22 protein-coding genes are annotated in these 17,404 nt (G+C 47.9%); 8 read left to right on the top strand and 14 right to left on the bottom strand.

Annotated elements, in window-relative coordinates; translation table 11 throughout:
• Position 1: 1 nt before the first annotated feature.
• Positions 2-1,003 (top strand): ABC transporter permease, encoded by a 1,002-nt coding sequence (locus KNO78_RS09775; protein ID WP_012727477.1) that lies wholly within the window; start codon positions 2-4, stop codon positions 1,001-1,003.
• Positions 1,004-1,017: 14 nt separating this feature from the next.
• Here KNO78_RS09775 and KNO78_RS09770 read toward each other — a convergent pair whose 3' ends face one another.
• Complete coding sequence (locus KNO78_RS09770; RefSeq protein WP_214690402.1) at positions 1,018-1,500, bottom strand: GNAT family N-acetyltransferase; 483 nt, start codon at positions 1,498-1,500, stop codon at positions 1,018-1,020.
• 75 nt (positions 1,501-1,575) lie between these two features.
• On the opposite strand from KNO78_RS09770, the gene KNO78_RS09765 reads away from it, so the two are divergent.
• Entirely contained in the window at positions 1,576-1,956 is a 381-nt protein-coding gene (locus tag KNO78_RS09765) for a VOC family protein (RefSeq protein WP_214690403.1), read from the top strand.
• A 28-nt stretch (positions 1,957-1,984) separates the two neighbouring features.
• Here the strand turns inward: KNO78_RS09765 and KNO78_RS09760 are convergent, their stop codons facing one another.
• Positions 1,985-2,293 carry a winged helix-turn-helix transcriptional regulator gene (locus KNO78_RS09760; RefSeq protein ID WP_078147739.1) on the bottom strand — a complete coding sequence of 103 codons (309 nt, stop codon included), beginning with the start codon at positions 2,291-2,293 and terminating at the stop codon, positions 1,985-1,987.
• A gap of 118 nt (positions 2,294-2,411) precedes the next feature.
• On the opposite strand from KNO78_RS09760, the gene KNO78_RS09755 reads away from it, so the two are divergent.
• Genes KNO78_RS09755 through KNO78_RS09745 form a run of 3 tightly spaced genes read left to right on the top strand, consistent with a single transcriptional unit; the run spans position 2,412 to position 5,000 of the window.
• Positions 2,412-2,903, top strand: coding sequence for a lactoylglutathione lyase family protein (locus KNO78_RS09755; protein ID WP_074035577.1), 492 nt, complete (start codon positions 2,412-2,414; stop codon positions 2,901-2,903).
• A gap of 2 nt (positions 2,904-2,905) precedes the next feature.
• A complete protein-coding gene (locus KNO78_RS09750) occupies positions 2,906-3,886 on the top strand; it encodes a zinc-binding dehydrogenase (protein ID WP_031422092.1) in 981 nt (326 codons plus the stop codon).
• A gap of 55 nt (positions 3,887-3,941) precedes the next feature.
• Positions 3,942-5,000, top strand: coding sequence for a threonine aldolase family protein (locus KNO78_RS09745; RefSeq protein WP_214690404.1), 1,059 nt, complete (start codon positions 3,942-3,944; stop codon positions 4,998-5,000).
• A 43-nt stretch (positions 5,001-5,043) separates the two neighbouring features.
• Here KNO78_RS09745 and KNO78_RS09740 read toward each other — a convergent pair whose 3' ends face one another.
• From KNO78_RS09740 to KNO78_RS09715, 6 genes are all read right to left on the bottom strand, one after another.
• Positions 5,044-5,544, bottom strand: coding sequence for an SRPBCC family protein (locus tag KNO78_RS09740; protein ID WP_012727470.1), 501 nt, complete (start codon positions 5,542-5,544; stop codon positions 5,044-5,046).
• Positions 5,541-5,873 carry an ArsR/SmtB family transcription factor gene (locus KNO78_RS09735; protein ID WP_031422096.1) on the bottom strand — a complete coding sequence of 111 codons (333 nt, stop codon included), beginning with the start codon at positions 5,871-5,873 and terminating at the stop codon, positions 5,541-5,543. Before KNO78_RS09735 ends, KNO78_RS09740 begins: the two co-directional genes overlap by 4 nt.
• A 62-nt stretch (positions 5,874-5,935) precedes the next feature.
• Positions 5,936-8,227 (bottom strand): bifunctional glutamate--cysteine ligase GshA/glutathione synthetase GshB, encoded by a 2,292-nt coding sequence (gene gshAB / locus KNO78_RS09730; protein WP_214690405.1) that lies wholly within the window; start codon positions 8,225-8,227, stop codon positions 5,936-5,938.
• Entirely contained in the window at positions 8,211-9,539 is a 1,329-nt protein-coding gene (locus KNO78_RS09725; RefSeq protein ID WP_214690406.1) for an MATE family efflux transporter, read from the bottom strand. The genes gshAB and KNO78_RS09725 overlap by 17 nt, the downstream gene beginning before the upstream one ends.
• Positions 9,540-9,669: 130 nt before the next feature.
• Positions 9,670-10,137, bottom strand: coding sequence for a hypothetical protein (locus KNO78_RS09720; protein WP_012727466.1), 468 nt, complete (start codon positions 10,135-10,137; stop codon positions 9,670-9,672).
• Positions 10,134-10,343: a helix-turn-helix transcriptional regulator gene (locus KNO78_RS09715; protein WP_012727465.1), complete on the bottom strand. Its 210-nt coding sequence runs from the start codon at positions 10,341-10,343 to the stop codon at positions 10,134-10,136. The genes KNO78_RS09720 and KNO78_RS09715 overlap by 4 nt, the downstream gene beginning before the upstream one ends.
• A 119-nt stretch (positions 10,344-10,462) precedes the next feature.
• On the opposite strand from KNO78_RS09715, the gene KNO78_RS09710 reads away from it, so the two are divergent.
• Positions 10,463-11,395 carry a ring-cleaving dioxygenase gene (locus KNO78_RS09710; protein WP_214690407.1) on the top strand — a complete coding sequence of 311 codons (933 nt, stop codon included), beginning with the start codon at positions 10,463-10,465 and terminating at the stop codon, positions 11,393-11,395.
• Positions 11,396-11,417: 22 nt separating this feature from the next.
• On the opposite strand, the gene KNO78_RS09705 is transcribed toward KNO78_RS09710, so the two are convergent.
• On the bottom strand, positions 11,418-11,858 hold the full coding sequence (locus KNO78_RS09705; RefSeq protein WP_012727463.1) for an RrF2 family transcriptional regulator: 441 nt from the start codon (positions 11,856-11,858) through the stop codon (positions 11,418-11,420).
• A gap of 186 nt (positions 11,859-12,044) precedes the next feature.
• On the opposite strand from KNO78_RS09705, the gene KNO78_RS09700 reads away from it, so the two are divergent.
• Positions 12,045-13,145: a globin domain-containing protein gene (locus KNO78_RS09700; RefSeq protein WP_214690408.1), complete on the top strand. Its 1,101-nt coding sequence runs from the start codon at positions 12,045-12,047 to the stop codon at positions 13,143-13,145.
• A gap of 41 nt (positions 13,146-13,186) precedes the next feature.
• Here the strand turns inward: KNO78_RS09700 and KNO78_RS09695 are convergent, their stop codons facing one another.
• The 5 genes from KNO78_RS09695 to KNO78_RS09675 form a co-directional block, all read right to left on the bottom strand.
• Positions 13,187-13,744: a hypothetical protein gene (locus KNO78_RS09695; RefSeq protein ID WP_214690409.1), complete on the bottom strand. Its 558-nt coding sequence runs from the start codon at positions 13,742-13,744 to the stop codon at positions 13,187-13,189.
• 69 nt (positions 13,745-13,813) lie between these two features.
• On the bottom strand, positions 13,814-14,227 hold the full coding sequence (locus tag KNO78_RS09690) for a DUF350 domain-containing protein (protein ID WP_012727460.1): 414 nt from the start codon (positions 14,225-14,227) through the stop codon (positions 13,814-13,816).
• Complete coding sequence (locus KNO78_RS09685) at positions 14,224-15,453, bottom strand: glutathionylspermidine synthase family protein (protein WP_214690410.1); 1,230 nt, start codon at positions 15,451-15,453, stop codon at positions 14,224-14,226. Before KNO78_RS09685 ends, KNO78_RS09690 begins: the two co-directional genes overlap by 4 nt.
• Positions 15,450-15,818 carry a hypothetical protein gene (locus tag KNO78_RS09680; RefSeq protein ID WP_012727458.1) on the bottom strand — a complete coding sequence of 123 codons (369 nt, stop codon included), beginning with the start codon at positions 15,816-15,818 and terminating at the stop codon, positions 15,450-15,452. Before KNO78_RS09680 ends, KNO78_RS09685 begins: the two co-directional genes overlap by 4 nt.
• Entirely contained in the window at positions 15,815-16,273 is a 459-nt protein-coding gene (locus KNO78_RS09675) for a hypothetical protein (protein WP_012727457.1), read from the bottom strand. The genes KNO78_RS09680 and KNO78_RS09675 overlap by 4 nt, the downstream gene beginning before the upstream one ends.
• Before the next feature lie 106 nt (positions 16,274-16,379).
• Between KNO78_RS09675 and KNO78_RS09670 the strand changes: the two genes are divergently transcribed.
• Complete coding sequence (locus tag KNO78_RS09670; protein ID WP_031422116.1) at positions 16,380-17,399, top strand: ion channel; 1,020 nt, start codon at positions 16,380-16,382, stop codon at positions 17,397-17,399.
• Positions 17,400-17,404 lie beyond the last annotated feature (5 nt).

Here is a 17,404-nt window from a genome sequence, read left to right as displayed (position 1 = left end):
GATGGCACAATTGGTGGTCAAGGAACGAAAACGAATCAGCGGTCATATCGGTCAGTATGGGACGTTACTCGCAATCCTTGGTTTGATTGCGGTCTTTACCGTGACGAACGATCAATTTCTGACGTATGCAAATTTTAGTGACATTATCAAATCGGTTTCAATCGTGTCGTTACTTGCCCTTGGCGTCACATTCTCGCTCATCGTAGGAGGATTTGACTTATCAGTCGGATCAACGGCGAGTCTTGCGACAATCGGGGCGGCAGCAAGCCTCGTCCTTCATCGACAAGAGCTACTCGTCGCTCTGCTGATCCCACTTGCACTCGGGATTCTCGTCGGGCTGTTAAATGCGCTCGTCACAATCAAGTTTCGGTTGCCGGATTTACTAGCGACACTCGCCATCATGTACGTCATTAACGGGATTCAATTGACGTATACGAAAGGATTCTCGATTTATGACAACATGCCGATTGAAGGGGGGACGGCGCCAGGACGTTTCATCCCGTCGTTTCTATTCATCGGTCAAGGGACAATCGGTCCGATTCCGTTCGTCGCCCTACTCATGCTGGTATTCTTTATCGGAGCGCATCTGTTCTTGACTTATACGCGGACTGGGCGTGAGTTTTATTACGTCGGATCGAACGCCGAAGCGGCCCGTCGTTCTGGGATTGCCGTGAATCGCATTAAACTTTATGCCTACGTGCTCAGTGGGTTGTTTGCGGCCATCGGTGGGATCATTCTTGCATCTCGGATTGGGACTGGTCAGGTCTCGGCTGGGGCACCCCTCTTGATGGATGCCGTCGCGGCTGCTTACATTGGTTATGCTGTCTTCGGAACAGGGCGTCCGAACGTCATCGGAACATTGATTGGAGCTATTTTGATTGGGATTCTTCTAAACGGACTGACGATGTGGGATGTCCCGTATTATGCGCAAGACATCGTCAAAGGGACGATTCTCATCGGAGCGCTCGGTCTCTCATATATTCAAAAGAAGCAGCGGACATAACGAAACCCCGGACATCAGTTGTTCGGGGTTTTGCTGTGTTCATGTGTCATCGAAAGAAAAGGATACACTCCACCGTTCGTCTCCTGCATAAATATTTCCTGTGGGGTGAAACCGAGCGATTCATATAAACGGATCGCTCGCTTGTTGAACGTGGCGACAGTAAGACACACATTGCAAGTCCCATATGTCGCATCAATCCAATTTAAAATCGATGTTAGAAATCGATATCCATTGCCGTTGCCCGTCAAATCAGGGCGCATGCCAAGACCGATGGTAACAGTTCCTGGTGATTCGAATTGTAACGTGACAAAGCCGATCATCTCATTCGTTTCAAGGACGGCGAACGTCGTGTCGCCCCGTTCATCTGCATCTAAAAATGAGGCGAGGTCTTCCTCGTCGGCGTCCATATTGTAAAACGCGTAGTCGCCTTCATAGCGCCACTCAAAGGCGATACGTTCGGCTTGCTCTTGGGTGAGTGGTTGAAACGTATAATTCATTGAAATTCCTCGTCTCTGATGGAAGTGGTCGTGCTACACTCAAATCGTATCATGAAAATAAAGGGAGGGGACAAGATGGCAGTCAAGTTGGATATGATCGGCATCGTCGTGAAGGATATGAAGCGCTCACTCGATTTTTATCGTGCGCTCGGGTTTGAGATTCCGGAAGCGATGAATGGAGAAGCGCATGTGGAAATCGATGAGGGGGACGTGCGTCTCGCGTTCGATACGGTGGAAGTGGCCGAATCGGTGTACGGGGAATGGAAACAGGCAGAAGGACATCGGATTGAGCTTGCCTTTTTATGTGAAAGTCGAGAGTCGCTGAATACTTTGTATGATTCAGTCCTTGAACAAGGTTATGCGTCACACAAAGCACCGTGGGATGCGTTCTGGGGTCAACGTTACGCCATCCTGTACGATGCGGATGGGAATTTGATTAGTCTGTTCGCCTCATAAAAATAATCCCGGGCCATGTGGCTCGGGATTATTTTTTGTCGTGGCACTCTCCCCATGAACAAAGGGCATTCATGGCGGGTTGCAGTCCGAGGGCGTCTTCGGTCAATGAATATTCGACGTGCAGGTGCTTCTCGGTCGAGTAGTCGACACGGCGAACCATGCCGAGCTGCTCGAGCTCGCGCAATTGGTCGGTCAACACTTTTCGGCTGACGTCCGGAATCGCTCGTTGAATATCAGAAAAACGAAGCGGTCCATCTTGAAGCGTGCAGTACACTTGGGGGCGCCATTTGCCGCCGATAATCTCAAGTGCGCGGTTGACGGGGAACGATGTGGTCATGTTCAAGGAACCTCACTTTCGGGTAGTTACTTCAATGTGCGTACTTTTTTTCTTGCTTCAATGACAGTATCTTATCGTTATCCGCTAAATTGAGCAAACAAAAAGGAGTAGATGAAACATGACATATCCAAGAACGTTTTCACACATCGGTCTTTCTGTACCGAGCGTCGCTGAGGCCGTAAAATTTTATGAGGACGTGATGGGGTGGTATACGATTATGACACCATCAGACGTTGTCGAGGATGATTCGCCAATCGGTGTGATGTGTACCGACGTCTTCGGACCGGGCTGGGGCAAATTCCGAATCGCTCATATGTCAACGGGAGACGGAATCGGGATTGAGTTGTTCGAATTCCCGAACAACGAAACACCAGAAGACAACTTCGAGTTTTGGAAGACAGGGATCTTCCACTACTGTGTACAAGACCCTGACATCGAAGGGCTCGTCGAGAAGATTGTCGCTCACGGCGGGAGACAACGGATGCCGATTCGTGAATACTACCCAGGTGAAAAACCGTACCGCATGGTGTACTGCGAAGATCCATTCGGCAACCTCGTTGAAATTTATTCACACTCATACGAACTCACGTATTCGGAAGGAGCTTACTAAACATGAAAGCATGGCTACTCGATCAACCTGGTCTTGATCATCTGCATATTGGAGAAATCGACCGACCGACACCAGGAGCGGGAGAACTGTTGATTCGTGTCGAAGCGGTCGCCTTGAATCCGGTCGATTATAAAGTCGGATCAAACGGAAACCCGAATTGGTCATATCCACACATTCTCGGTGTCGACCTCGTCGGAGAAGTCGTTGAGGTCGGTTCGAGTATCGCCAACATCATTACGGGTTCGCGTGTGGCTGTGCATACGGATCTTTCGAAATATGGGGGATTCGCCGAGTATACGGTCGTCGATGCCCGGGCGTGTGCGGTCGTTCCGCAAGGTGTAAGCGATGAGGCGGCGGCTTCTATCCTGTGTGCGGGGATGACAGCATATGAAGCGGTCATGCAGAAGCTGAACACGCGAGATAAGGAGACGATTCTCGTACACGCAGGAGCGGGCGGTGTCGGTGGATTTGCGATTCAGCTCGCAAAACGGCTCGGTCTTAAGGTATTCACGACGGCATCTCCTGAGAACGTTGAGTGGGTAGAATCACTCGGGGCGGACGTGGTGATTGATTATAACGTCGAGGACGTGACGGCACGGATCATGGAAGAAACAGATGGACGTGGTGTCGACCTGATTTTGAATACAGTCGGACGAGACGTTGCGACAGCAGACCTAGATCGTCTCGCATTCAGCGGACACCTCGCCTACATCGCCGGGCCACCAGACATGACGAACATGAAAGGCTTCACGTTATCTCCTTCGATTCACGAAGTGGCACTCGGGGCGGCGCATGCGAGCGAGGACGAACATGCGATTCGCAACTTGGCGTATATGGCCGAAGAGATGATGAACTTGCTCGATGCAGGTGAACTGAACGATCTCGTCACAGAAGTGTTGTCGTTCGACCAATTGAAAGAAGGTCTCGAAAAACTACAAACGCGAAAAGTGCGCGGTAAACTCATCGTCCGCATTCGCGACTGAAGAGAAGACTCCCTGTTATACTGACAGGGAGCTTATTTGTCGAGGAGGGGAAAGAATGGAGCGATTGGCAGACACGTATCGTCAGACGAACGTTCAATTGAGCGGTCACGGCAAACGGGAAGCCGGGGTATTGAAACGCGTATTTGAACAGGTGCGTGAAGATGAGCCGAGTGACCAGTATGGACAGGGGAAAACGATTCGACAGTTCGAAGAGAAGATGGCACAGGTTCTTGGGAAAGAGTCGGCAGTTTTCTTTCCGAGCGGTACGATGGCACAGCAGATTGCGCTACGCATTTGGTGTGATGAGACAGGGAAGAAAAAGGTCGCATATCACCCGCTTTGTCACCTTGAAATTCATGAGCAGGATGGTTTAAAAGAGTTGCATCACATCGAACCGATTTTAGTGGGGGACGAAAACCGATTGATGACGCTCGAAGAGATTCAAGCGTTACCGGACATCGCGTGTCTGTTGCTCGAACTGCCACAACGAGAAATCGGCGGGGAATTGCCGACGTTCGAGGAACTTGTGGCAATTCATGAACACTGTCGTGAGAAAGCGATTCATCTACATCTGGATGGTGCACGACTGTTCGAATCGCTTCCGTATTATGAAAAAGAGGCATCTGAGATTTGTGCGCTCTTTGATAGTGTATACGTCTCGTTTTATAAAGGAATCGGTGGCATTGCCGGTGCCATCCTTGCTGGACCGAAGGCATTTTGTGACACGTCGAAAGTATGGAAGCGACGCTACGGTGGTGACTTGATCAGCTTATATCCATACATCCTGTCTGCGGATTATTATTATGAGCTACGAAAAGACAAGATGGCCGAGTATCGAAACGAGGCCGTCCGCTTGGCAGCGCGATTCAATGAACTCGATGGCGTGTGGACGACTCCACGCATCCCGGTCACGAATATGTTCCATCTTCATTTTCAAGGGGAGAAGGAAGAAATTGGTGAGGAAATTGCGCGCATCCAAGAAGAAACAGGAGTAGGCATTACGGGGTATCTTGTTGAAAAAGACGGACACTGTTCAACCGAAGTAAGCATCGGAGATACGTTTGAACGGATTACGCGAGAACAGCTTGATGGATTGTTTCGGCAGTTCAGATGAATCAAAACATGCACCATTCCTTTTCGGGAACGGTGCATGTTTTTTACTGGCTTACAATCGCTTCGAGACGATCGAGTTGGGAAGTGAACCCTTCGACAGCGCCCATTTCGACGACTTGTTGGAGAGCCTCTTCATTCGGGAATTCGGAGCGACTAATGAATAACGTGCCTTCCGATGTATCGAGAAATTCATTTGTGATCGTCATGACAGGCAAGTCCGGATTGACGTGTCCGTCCGCATCCGAGAATGCATCCGTATAGACGATTCGGGAGTATGGATCGATGTCGATAAAGGTTGATTTGCCCCATGATTCCATACCATAAAAGTCACCTTGTTCTTTGTCGACACAAGTCATGCAATAATGCCAAATCCCCCCCGGTTTGAAGTCGAAGCTGTATACTTTCGTCTCCCATCCGGACGGCCCCCACCATTTCTCTAAATGTGCAGGTGTCGAGAATGCTTCAAATACAAGTTGGCGTGGTGCCTTGAACAGACGTTCCATAATCAATGTCGTGCCCTCTACATGTGATTTGACCGTACTCATGATCCATTCTCCTCTCGCTGTGACTCCGCTAAAAACGTCTCCAATCGATCGAGTCGCTCTGTTTCCCGAGCCATATAGGTCCGCCAAGCATCTAACGGTTCGAGTGCTTGAGACTTGAGTGCATAACGTCTTCGATTGGCATCAATGGTTACTGTGACGAGACCTGCATCATACAGAATTCGCAAGTGCTTCGATGTCTGCGGTTGACTAATCCCAAGCTGATTTGCCATCATTACGACCGTCCACTCTTGTTTCCGTAACAATTCGATCATCCGCAACCGGTTCGGGTCGGCTAACGCTTGAAACAAAGAAGCCAATCTCTCTTCCATTTTTCGTCACCGTCCTCTTATTTTGAATATTCCCAATTAAGAATATTCCGAAACAGGAATACTCAATATTTAAACAATAAATCAAGTAGCATCTCACCAATCGGTCGTTCTTTTCCTTCATAAGGAAAAGCGTGGATATGGATGGCGGGATTAAAATTCAATTCGATGATACCGTATTCGATTTGCGCATCATCGAGAGAGGGAATCATCATATCGACACCACAGATGGTTGCCCCGACTGACTTAGCGGCATCGACAGCAATACGCTTATAGATGTCAGAAATTTGATCCGTATAGTCGATACTATCTCCGCCGGTACTGATATTAGAGTTTTCGCGTAAGAAGACACGCTCATCGAGAGCGGGAATACTATCGGGGGTCTTGCCTTGAGCACGTAAAAATGAGATGACGACCTCGTCGATTTCGATTTTCTCGAGCGGTGTCTTGTATCCTTTTCCGCGTAACGGGTCTTCATTTTTTGTCGCAACGAGTTGACGGATAGAAGAGGTGCCATCTCCAGTGACGTTCGCCGGGACACGATGGAGGATGCCCGCGACATCATCCCCGATGACGAGGAAGCGATATTCTTTTCCGGGTAAGAATGTCTCAAGTAAAACGACATCATCAAACGTTTTCGCATACTGAAATGCAGACAGTGCTTCCTCATACGTCGCTCCGTCTTTAAAAATGTGAATACCGACTCCGAAGTTTGTAGACTTCGGCTTTAAGACGATGGGTTGTTTTGAAAATGAATGCCATGCCTGAGATAAATCCGATTCCTCTTGAAGTTCTACCCCTTCAGGGACACGAATGTCATGCTCTGCGAGTACAAACTTTGTCACCGTTTTATTCTCCATCATTAAGACGGAAACATAATTGTCTTTTGATGTTTTCGTTGCCTGTTTGACGTATTCTTCGTGTTTGCCGTTTCGAATCCGAATGAACTGGTCAGAACGATCGATGACATCGACACGATAACCACGTTTAATTGCGGATTTCATTAAGATTTGAGTAGACAGTTCCAGGTCGGCATAACCGTGAATGCGAAAACGATTTGCATAGGCGTCCTCATAAAAGTGTTCTGCTTGGGCGAGGGACCATGCGTGATAACCTGTCTCGATCATAATCGTCTTTAATCGGGAAGCGTACGTCCTGTCCACGTGATCAATTTTTTCGCGTACAGCGGGAAAGACATCTTCGAAGCCGAGGTCATAGTGTGTGTTGAACGAATCGATGGCGTCGAGAAGTTCTGTCGCGTACGTGTGTAAAGGTATGGCGTAACCATCTCGAGTCAATATGCTTGTGGGAGACATGCCTTCTTTGGCGACACGTTGTTGATTATTGTACGCTTCAGCTTGCCAATCGACATGAGATGTCTCCTCAGTAAAGGTCAAGTACAACAAAAACAGATGAAGGAACCGTAAATCTGAACGAGCAATTCCGGTCTTTTCAAACGGATTCAAATCGATATTGCGAATTTCAATGTAATCGATACCGTGTGCCTCGAGTTGATTTAAGTCGTTACCACCTTTCGATGTTTTCAATCGGATGGGGGAGTAGAGTTCGTTCGGATTGGCAATCTCGCCTTTGGCAATGAACCATCTTACATCATCTATATAACTAGAGAGTGTCGCATAATTTGGATAAAGTGGTTCAACATTCGTATACCCACAGTCGCTATTCCGATAGGACAATGCTTGTTTATTTGAAAAAGTGTCTACATGGAGCGCTTGCATCTGACTGACACATTGTTCTTCATAACTCACATGAACGGCTGGTGTAGCACCGAGCAAATAGACGATGAGCCAACGCATTCGTAAATATTGACGAACTAACTTCAAATATAGGTGATCTTTGAAGTGTCGATATTGTTCAGGGGATCCTTCGTATAATGCGGATAACATCTCATCGGAAAATGAAAAGTTGAAATGGATTCCAGAAATGAGTTGTTTTTTCGCACCATATTTTTGGAGCAGATGCTCACGATAACGGCTAGCCTCTATTCCGGACACACCAAAATCAGCGAGTGGAATCGTACCACCTTCCGGCAAGGCACATGGCATCGATTGTGGCCAAAGGCGTTCATCGCCTATGTTGAGCGCCGTAATATCGTAAAGCGTTTCTAAGAAATGATGTGCCGCCTCAATCGTCGGAAACGTCGGGGTGACAAGCTCAATTTGACTTTCAGAAAAATCGGTCGTGATATATGGATGTGTCGCTTTATGACCGAGTGCTTTTGGATGCTTCGTAACAGCTAGTGTGCCTTCTGACGTGACTCGTAACATTTCTCGCTCGATGGCAAATTTTCCACTTGTGATGAGATGGTGGGGTAGTTGATTAAACTGCTTCTGCAAGGGAAATCACTTCCTTTTTCGTTAGTCGGACAAAGATGTCAGAGACAAGCCCTTTTGTGATACTTGAGATGGCGATACTCCACCAGATAGCATCGATTCCGAGATAAGGCTCAAGAAAAAATGCGAGCGGGATACGGGCCACTGTGAAAATAATCGAGATGGTCGCGGGGATTTTCGGTAATCCGAGTCCTGAGAAGTATCCGTTTCCGATCATTTCAATCGATGAGAAGACGAGCGAAATGCCGATAATTCGCAAGTAGCTCGCCCCAATTTCGATGGTTCGAACGTCATCGACGAATAGACCAATGAGTAAATCTGGGACGAATAAAAAGAACAACATAATGAATCCTGTGTAAACCATCCCGAGTCGGGTCGTTACCCGGTAACCTTCATAAACACGATCTACTTTTCGTGCCCCGAGGTTTTGACCGGTATAGCTAGCCATTGCTCCGTTCAAGCCACCAATCATCATGTAGGCAATCGATTCGATTTGAAGTCCGATGCGCTGTGCCGCAATCGCTTCCGTCCCGTATGAGCCAATCATGCGGGCAAGAAAAATACTGATTACCGTGAACAAAATCCGTTGGGTTGCCATCGGAAAACCAAGACGGATGATTTCTTTATAGTCAGCTCGAGTCGGCTGAACGACTTCATCCCAATTGAATAATGTACGAGCGCGGTGCCAAAACAATCCGAACATCATGACGTTGGCGACAAGTGTTGCAAGGGCAGCCCCGATCACACCGAGTTGGAATGGATAAATGAAAATCGGGGAGAGAATCATATTGAGGATGACACCTGTCGCATTGATTCGCATCGCTGTTGTCGTATTGCCATATGCACTGAATAGACGAGCAAACAGCAAATTAAAGAAAGAAAAGATGAGCATCGGCGCGCTGACGAACAAATATTCATACGCAAGCTGCTCCACAGCGGGGGCACCCATATTCAAAAAGCCGATGAATGTATGACCGAACATAATTAGTAGTGAGGCGTACGAAAGACCGAGTGTTAGATTCAGACGCCTGCTGGCCCGGACATGACGCTGAACCGAATTGAGGTCACGTCTCCCGACAGCTTGTGATACTTTGATGCCGGCGCCAACGACAATCAACGATTGAATCGCCTGTCCGAGCATGATATAAAAACTAGCTGCACCGATACTTGCCACAGCATCGCTCCCGAGCGCACCGACCCAAAACATGTCGACGAGACTATACGTAAATTGTAATAACGAGCTACCGACGAGCGGAAGGGCAAGAGCCAGAATGACGCGTTGCACGTTTCCAATCGTCAAATCGACGGTTTTCACAAAGCAAGACTCCTTACATTCTTTATATAACCATTTAGTTATATATAAGCACGGTGTAATAGAATTGGCAATCATGATAGCCGAATCGATGAAAAATGGACACAAAAAAAAGGAATTCGTGATGAATTCCTTAATGTCGATAGCCGCGAATCCAGGTCGTCATATAAACGAGTGTCGCGATGATCAATGTAGAAGCAAGGGCGTATATTGGATAGGCAGGGAGCGTCTCTTCAAATAACGGATAGAACATGAACGATCCCATAAGGATTGGGACTGAAATGCCGAACGAGACGTAGGCAGCTTTTGTCGCTTTCGCTGTGATGATTTGTTCACGCTCATCGACCTCACTGAACTCTGTCATCCGGACGGACCATTGGGCAAAGCTCAACTGTTTATTCGGCCGGGTGTTAAACGAATAGACTGTCCAAACGATGCCAAAAACAACGAGTAAAAGTAGTGGAAGTAGATTAAATTCAACTAAGAATCGGTCAGACTCGATGACTGTTTTCGACATATCAGATAAAAACGAACTGAATAGAAAAGCCATCAGGACATACAGGATGATACTTGAAATAGATTGAATGACGACATGTTTCATTGTGATTCCTCCTCGATTGTGAATATAGATTCGACCGGTTCCTCAAACACCCTTGCGATGTGCATCGCCAGCATGAGCGACGGCGTGTAGCTGCCTTTCTCGAGCGAGATGATCGTCTGTCTCGTCACACCAACTTTTTCGGCCAGGTCACCTTGGGTTAACTGGTGCCGGGCACGCAGTTCTTTCACGCGGTTGATCAATGGCATCGTGCCACCTCATTTCTAGTTTCTACCACTAGTGTAAAACAAACTTTACATAATGTAAAGAGGACTTTACTCATTTGGGGATGATACAATAACGATATAGTCGAAAGGGGAGATGAGGGATGAAGATGATTAGTGGACAACATCACGTGTCAGCGATGACCGGGGATGCTAAGAAGAACTTGCGATTCTACACGGAAATACTAGGGATGCGGCTCGTCAAAAAGACGATTAACCAGGATGACCCATCGATGTATCACTTGTTCTATGCAGACGAGACGGGTACGCCTGGAACCGATTTGACGTTCTTTGAGTTACCGTTTCTCGGACAGACGTATCGAGGGTCAAGCAGTATTTCTCGGACAGCACTCAGGGTGCCGGATGGAGCGCTCGCGTACTGGCAGGAGCGTTTTGACGCGTTCGATGTATCTTACGGAGAAATCGAGTTGGTTTTAGGAAGGGCGACCCTTTCGTTCGAAGATCATGAGGGTCAACGTCTCTGTCTTGTAGAAGGAGGGAGCGGGACACCTTGGAGCAAAGGTCCAGTGCCAACGGACCTCGGCATCTTCGGTCTCGGATTCAGTGAGTGGACGGTACGGCGGATTGACAAGACGGCACGGGTGCTGACAGAAGTGCTTGGCTATCGATATGTAACGACATTTGAACGGGATGGACATGACGTGCGTGTCTTTGAGACGGGCGAGGGTGGTGTGGCAACAGAGATTCATCTCGTCGATCGGCCGGATTTGCCATCGGAACGACCAGGGCGAGGGAGTGTGCATCATGTGGCGATTCGAGTGGAAGAAACAGACGATATGACGAAGTGGATCGAGAAGCTTGACGCACATGGAATCAGCCACTCTGGTCTTATTGACCGTTACTATTTTCAGTCGATTTACTTCCGCGAACCGAGCGGAATCTTAGTGGAACTGGCAACAGATGAACCGGGATTTGCGATGGATGAATCGCTTGAGAGACTCGGAGAGCGATTAGCCTTGCCTCCGTTTCTTGAGTCAAAGCGAGCAGAAATCGAATCAAAACTAAAGTCTTTGTAAGCGGAAAACCCGACGGACCATTTCAGTCCGTCGGGTTTTGTACGCCTAATAACATGGCGAGTTCGTTCGTTCGGTTGACGACGAGATCCGCAATCGTGTAACGATCGAGTACATGAAGAAACGCCAACATGGCTTCATTCAAAACACCTCGTAAATCACAGGCAGGTGCGATGACGCATCGGCCTTCCCCGAAGCATTCCACGAGTTCGAACGGTTCCATCGTCCGAACGACTTCCCCTACATTGATGTCATCCATCGGTCGTGCGAGTCGAAAGCCGCCGCCTCGACCACGCACCGATTCCAAATAACCATGTTTCCCAAGCTCATATACGACCTTCATGACATGGTTTTTGGAGATGTTATATTGGTCTGCCACTTCTTGAATCGTGACGAGCCGATGTGAAAACGTAGCGCTATACATCAACGTTCGCAGTGCGTAGTCACATGTTTGCGTGAGTCTCATCCATCATCACCTCTCGTTTCATTGTACAAGACAATCCAAAAAAGTGCGATTCGAACAAATGTGAAAGGGTGATGGCGAAAATAAGTCAGAAACGTGAAATCTACTTTAAACAAGTATTTAATATATTGCTTTAAAGTGACTTGACTCACATAATGAACGTGTACAAAACAAAAGGGGGAAATTCACATGTTAGATCAACAAACGATTGAGATTGTAAAGGCGACGGCACCAGTTTTGAAAGAAAATGGTGTGACGATCACGAAGCATTTTTATCAACGAATGTTTGAACAAAATCCAGAAGTTCGTCACTTCTTCAACCATACGAACCAAAAGCGAGGACGTCAGCCGGAAGCACTCGCGAACGCGGTCTATGCGGCTGCGCTTCATATCGACCGACTCGAAGCGATTCTTCCTGCCATCCAACCAGCACTTCATAAACATAAAAGTTTGAACATCCGCCCGGAGCATTATCCGATCGTTGGTGAGAACTTGCTTGCGGCGATTCAAGACGTACTCGGTGAAGCTGCAACACCTGACATCATCGATGCATGGGCAAAAGCTTACGGTGTGATTGCCGATGTCTTCATCTCACTCGAGAAAAAAATGTATGATGACGCGCCATGGGTCGGATTCAAACCGTTCGTCATCGAAGAAATCATAGTAGATACACCTGAAGTGAAACGATTCCGTCTCGTCGCGAAAGATGGAGTTATTGGCACAGCCATCCCAGGACAATATGTCTCGGTTCAAGCGCGCATTGCAGGAGAGGACATCCTACATCACCGTCAATATAGTGTCATCGAGACGACAGAAGACGGCTACTGGATTGCGCCGAAAACGGAGGGACTCGTCTCAAACTGGCTTCATGAGCAGACGGTCGGAACAGAAGTCCCGATGAGCGCACCAGCAGGAGAATTCATCCTTGAAACGTCTAAACGTCCGCTCACACTCATCGCGGGAGGAATCGGGATTACGCCCCTCTTCAACATGGCGAAGACGGCACTCGAACAAGGACGTCCTGTCACGTTATTGCACGCGGTTCGGAGTATGGACCTTCGTCCACTCGGAGACGAACTCGATGAACTCGTGAAGGAAGGGCTTCATCTGCTCACACATGCAGATGACGTATCGGGTTGCATGAATAAGTCACACCTTGAGGAACTTGATGTGGAAGGGCATGATGTTTATACGTGCGGACCGAATGCGATGATGGAAACGGTCGTTCGCGCTATTCCACAGGCACGATATGAATTTTTCGGGCCGTCTGGAGTTCTTGCGACCAACTAAAAAAGACGACTGGAAAAAGTCGTCTTGATGCACAATATAGGTTATTCCGTGAGTTTACTTGAATGTATGACTTGTTTGTTGGCATCCAATGTTTCAAGTGACCACGAACCATCTGACGGTCGTGATGTTTCAATGACATATGTCATGGTGTAGCTTTCAATTTCGGGATCGTTGACAAGAAAATCTTTTGAGACATCGTCACCGTTTAACCGTAAATAGACGACATCTTCCGGTCGCTCTTTAAGGTGAACACCGATGTACTCCATGTCTTCAACTCGAAGGATGACGAAATCAAAAGGCTGATTCGGCTCTGTTTGTTTCGTGACAGACCCTAAGTTCCCTGTTTCGACATCAATCTCAGCTAGACCGATGACGGAGCGGTCTTCATTTGTGTAAAAAGAGAGAACGGACTGTTCCATATTATGAATTTCAAACGTATACCAATTGTTCGTCGTCATATAACGATTCATTTCTTTTTCGGCATTTTCGTATGAGTCACCAGCCTGAATGTTAGTGTAGGTGTAAAGTCCGACACCGACTGCGATGGCTACGATGATGAGACCGGAAACGATTGTGAGTAAGATGATTCGCTTCGACATGATTGTTCCTCCTGACTTTTATAAATACGAACACCCCATGCTTCGCAAATGCGTGCATGGGGTGTTTGATTAGTACGTCAAGCTCGCGGCGACGATGATCCCGACGACGAGTGATGCGGCGAACAAGCTGAAACCGATGGCCATGTTTCCATTCTCGACTTCTTTTTCTAAATTCACGCCTGGTGTAAGGATGTATTCAAACGTCCAGAACGCCAATACTTGGGCGGCGATACCGACGAGTCCCCAGATGAACGCATCGAGCAAGTTGACGCTGTTCGCCCAGACTGTATAAATGACGATGGCGAGTCCTAGTGCTTTCCCCCAAAGTTTCAACGCGACAGCCATGTTGCCTTCTTTGATTAACTTGCGTTCCGAATATTTGGTCGTTAGTGCGAAGATGATGAGTCCCGCGAGAATGAGACCGAATCCTGTCCCGAGGTGGGCCAGGAAGCTTAAGATTGAATCGAGTGTGATGAATGTCATGAGTTCGTCTCCTTTTGTATAGGTGTGCCAACGGCTAAGTAATAAGATTGGTTGTTCGTGATCATGCTGCCGGCGCGGACGCCGAGTGCGGATGGGTGTCCGTTCAAGCAAAAACATCCGACCATGTAATGTGTCTCCATACGACCTTTGACGGTTGTCGTCATCCGTGTCGGGAGTTCGATGAACTGTTGGTACACGGCCGTTTCTTCCGCATACGTTTGTAATGTTTCGCGATGAAACGGTTGGCCATCTTTCGTATACAAGATGACGGAGTCCCCTTCACGTCCGAATGCCGGCTTTTTGACATAGTCCGATTCACCGAGAAACGGTGTGTCTTCTAAGTAAGTCGGTAAAAAATATGTTCCGATGATGTCGCGCTCGGCTTGATCGAATAGTGTCTCGGTCTCATACAATTCCCAAATCAGCGCCTGTACGCCTTTCGATTGCATGAGAAACGCAGAGAGGGGATTGAGCAGTGACACGTATTTTTGTTGATCGAGTTCAAGTAACCGAATGCCAATCAAGTCTCCGTCTGGAGCCCGGTCGTCCACAAGGTGCTCAATCGGATATGTTTGGCGATATAAGATGTCAATTCGCTCACCCGATGGTGTGTAGACGCCGTCTTCGTCGACGAGTAAAGTGTGCAACGGTACGAATTCAGACGGTACGTCGAGCGTTTCTTGTAAAAATCGTGCCGTCCACTTGTCTTCGATGTTATCATCATGTGCCGTAAAAACGATTTTCGGTGTGCCTTCTCGTTTGAGTCGATTCCACGCGGCGACGATCGCTTTCCGCAGCTCAATTTTCAGTTGGGGGGTGGCTTCCCTGTTCGGGTCGAGTAGACCAAACTCGGAAGCGACCACGCCGTTCACATCAAACAGCTCCTTAATGAAGGTCGGCGTATCTGCATTGAACTCCATCAACTTGAGTTGATCATCTTTCATGATCCAGTCGTAACGACCGATGATCGTCTCCTGCGGTATCGTCTTCTCCCGTAAGAACGGCAGACTCGCCTCAGGGTAACCAAGCAGTCGGAGCGTTTCGTCAGGTAGGGTGCGTAATAATTGATTCGTCTTCCGAAAAATCGAGTCAACCGCCTCGGTTGCCTCTCGGATAGAGGCAACCTGCGAGGCGGTCATCTCAAAACAATCATATAAGGCATATTCTTCATCGTTTAAATCGGGCCAAAAATAAGGGATTTGACTGTAAAGTTCGTCACGCGTCATCCGCCGAATCCACCTTTAGAGCCACTGCCGAGTCCAGATTTTGACGATCCTGAATTTGAGCCGTTCGATACGGCACCGGTCGCACCACCGTTGGCTTTGTACGTCTTATACGACGAAGAGCTCTTCAACGCATTTTTTGAGCGGAACAGGCTACCGAGTAAGAAGTAGCTACCATAGTGCGGAGAGCGGTCGTCGTCACAATAATACGACTCGGTCTCGTCATCCCAGTCCCAATCGTCACATTCGTATCCGGTCGGTTCTTCCGGGAGTGCCGCCTCTTCATATTCATCCCCACCGCACGCGGCAAGGGAAGTGGTCAATACCGCAACGGATAGTCCGCTTAAAATTTTCTTGCTTGTCTTCATGTTGATTCCTCCAATTCATAACCAGTCGGTGTGACGTAGATAACATACACACCACGATCTTCATCTGTTTCTGCTGAATCGCGCTCATATTCTTTACCGGCGACATACAAGTACTGGCTTCCGAGCATGGCGAGTGCATCAAGGTGGCGGTCGACGTAATAGGCTTCGAGTAATGGGTTGTCAAACCGGTCGTCGAGCGTGCGGATTTCGACTTTGATGTCGCTCGTTTCGTGCTTGTCCATCGGTCCCTCTGTATAGCGATCGACATAAATTAAAAAGTATTGATCGCCTTCAAGGGCAGACGAGCGTTGTTTGTAGGTCATGCCGTCTTTGACGAAAAACTCACATTCACGACGAGCTAGCACTTCGTCTAAGCCGAGAGACGTGTAATGGTATAGTGGTTCGAACGATAATTCATTTTTATAGAGACGATACTCTAAGACGATGGAGTTCATAAGTCAGTCCTTCCTTTTTTCTTCTTATACGGAATCACCATCAAAATGGTTTCGTGAATCTTTTTGTGGTTACGTTTAGTATATAAGAGAGAAGGAGGGGGAAACAGTGCATATCTTATTTCGTGTGTGGAAAGGGTTAGCGAAATTATCATTTTTGAATGTCGTCTTAGCTTCGATTGGCATCATTATCTTAGGAACCGTGCTCGGTTATGTTTTAGAACCAGAGACATTCGGATCACTGTTTGATTCGTTCTGGTGGACGATGACGACATTGACGACCGTCGGATACGGGGACTTTTATCCGTCCTCCGTGGCAGGGCGATGGCTCGGGATATTCTTATTCCTATTCGGGATTGGGATTATCGGGGCGTTGATTGGAAAATTGGTTGAAATCGGTGCGACGTTTCAACGGCTAAAACGGGAGGGAAGACTAGTGTATCGTGGAGAAGGACATTATGTGTATATCGGGTGGTCCCCGAAGACGAAGAAAGCAATCGATGAAGTGCTTAACTACGAACCGAAAGCAGAGATCGTATTGATTGATCAGTTAGTTGAGGAACCGTACGTGCACGATCAAGTTCACTTCGTATCAGGCGATGCTTCGGATGAAGCGGTATTGCTGCAAGCAAACGTCTTGAAGGCGCGACGCGTCGCGATTTTTGCGGATGCCCGTATCACGGAGACGTTACTCGCCGATGGGAAGTCGTTATTAATCGCGTCAGCGGTCGAGGCACTCTCTTCTGAGTATCAGGTGGACTTGCACACGGTCGTCGAAGTGTGTGAAGAAAGAAATATCTCGAAATTTAAACACGTCCGCGTCGACGATTTTATTTTAGCGAACGACTCGGTCTCCCTCTTGATGGCAAAAGCGACGTTACAACCTGGAACGACAGCAATTTTCCGTCAGTTGTTGAGCAAACAGTCAGGTGGGAACATTCAAGCGTTGAAACCAAAAGTCGAGTGGCAGAATGTTCGACAAGCAAATACAGCGTTACTTGAATCAGGGGTGACACTCATCGCGGTCAATGACCGCTTGGATGTGGCGACGATGCTCGATTTGCCGCTTCAGGAAACAGACATGTTATATGTCGTCTGTCATGACGATGTATTTGAACGATTATCGTAAGGAGT

It is taken from the genome of Exiguobacterium sp. s132, assembly GCF_018617235.1.
In the GTDB taxonomy this organism is placed as follows: domain Bacteria; phylum Bacillota; class Bacilli; order Exiguobacteriales; family Exiguobacteriaceae; genus Exiguobacterium; species Exiguobacterium profundum.
Note: the sequence above shows the minus strand (reverse complement) of the source record. Positions and strands in the feature narration are given on the sequence as shown.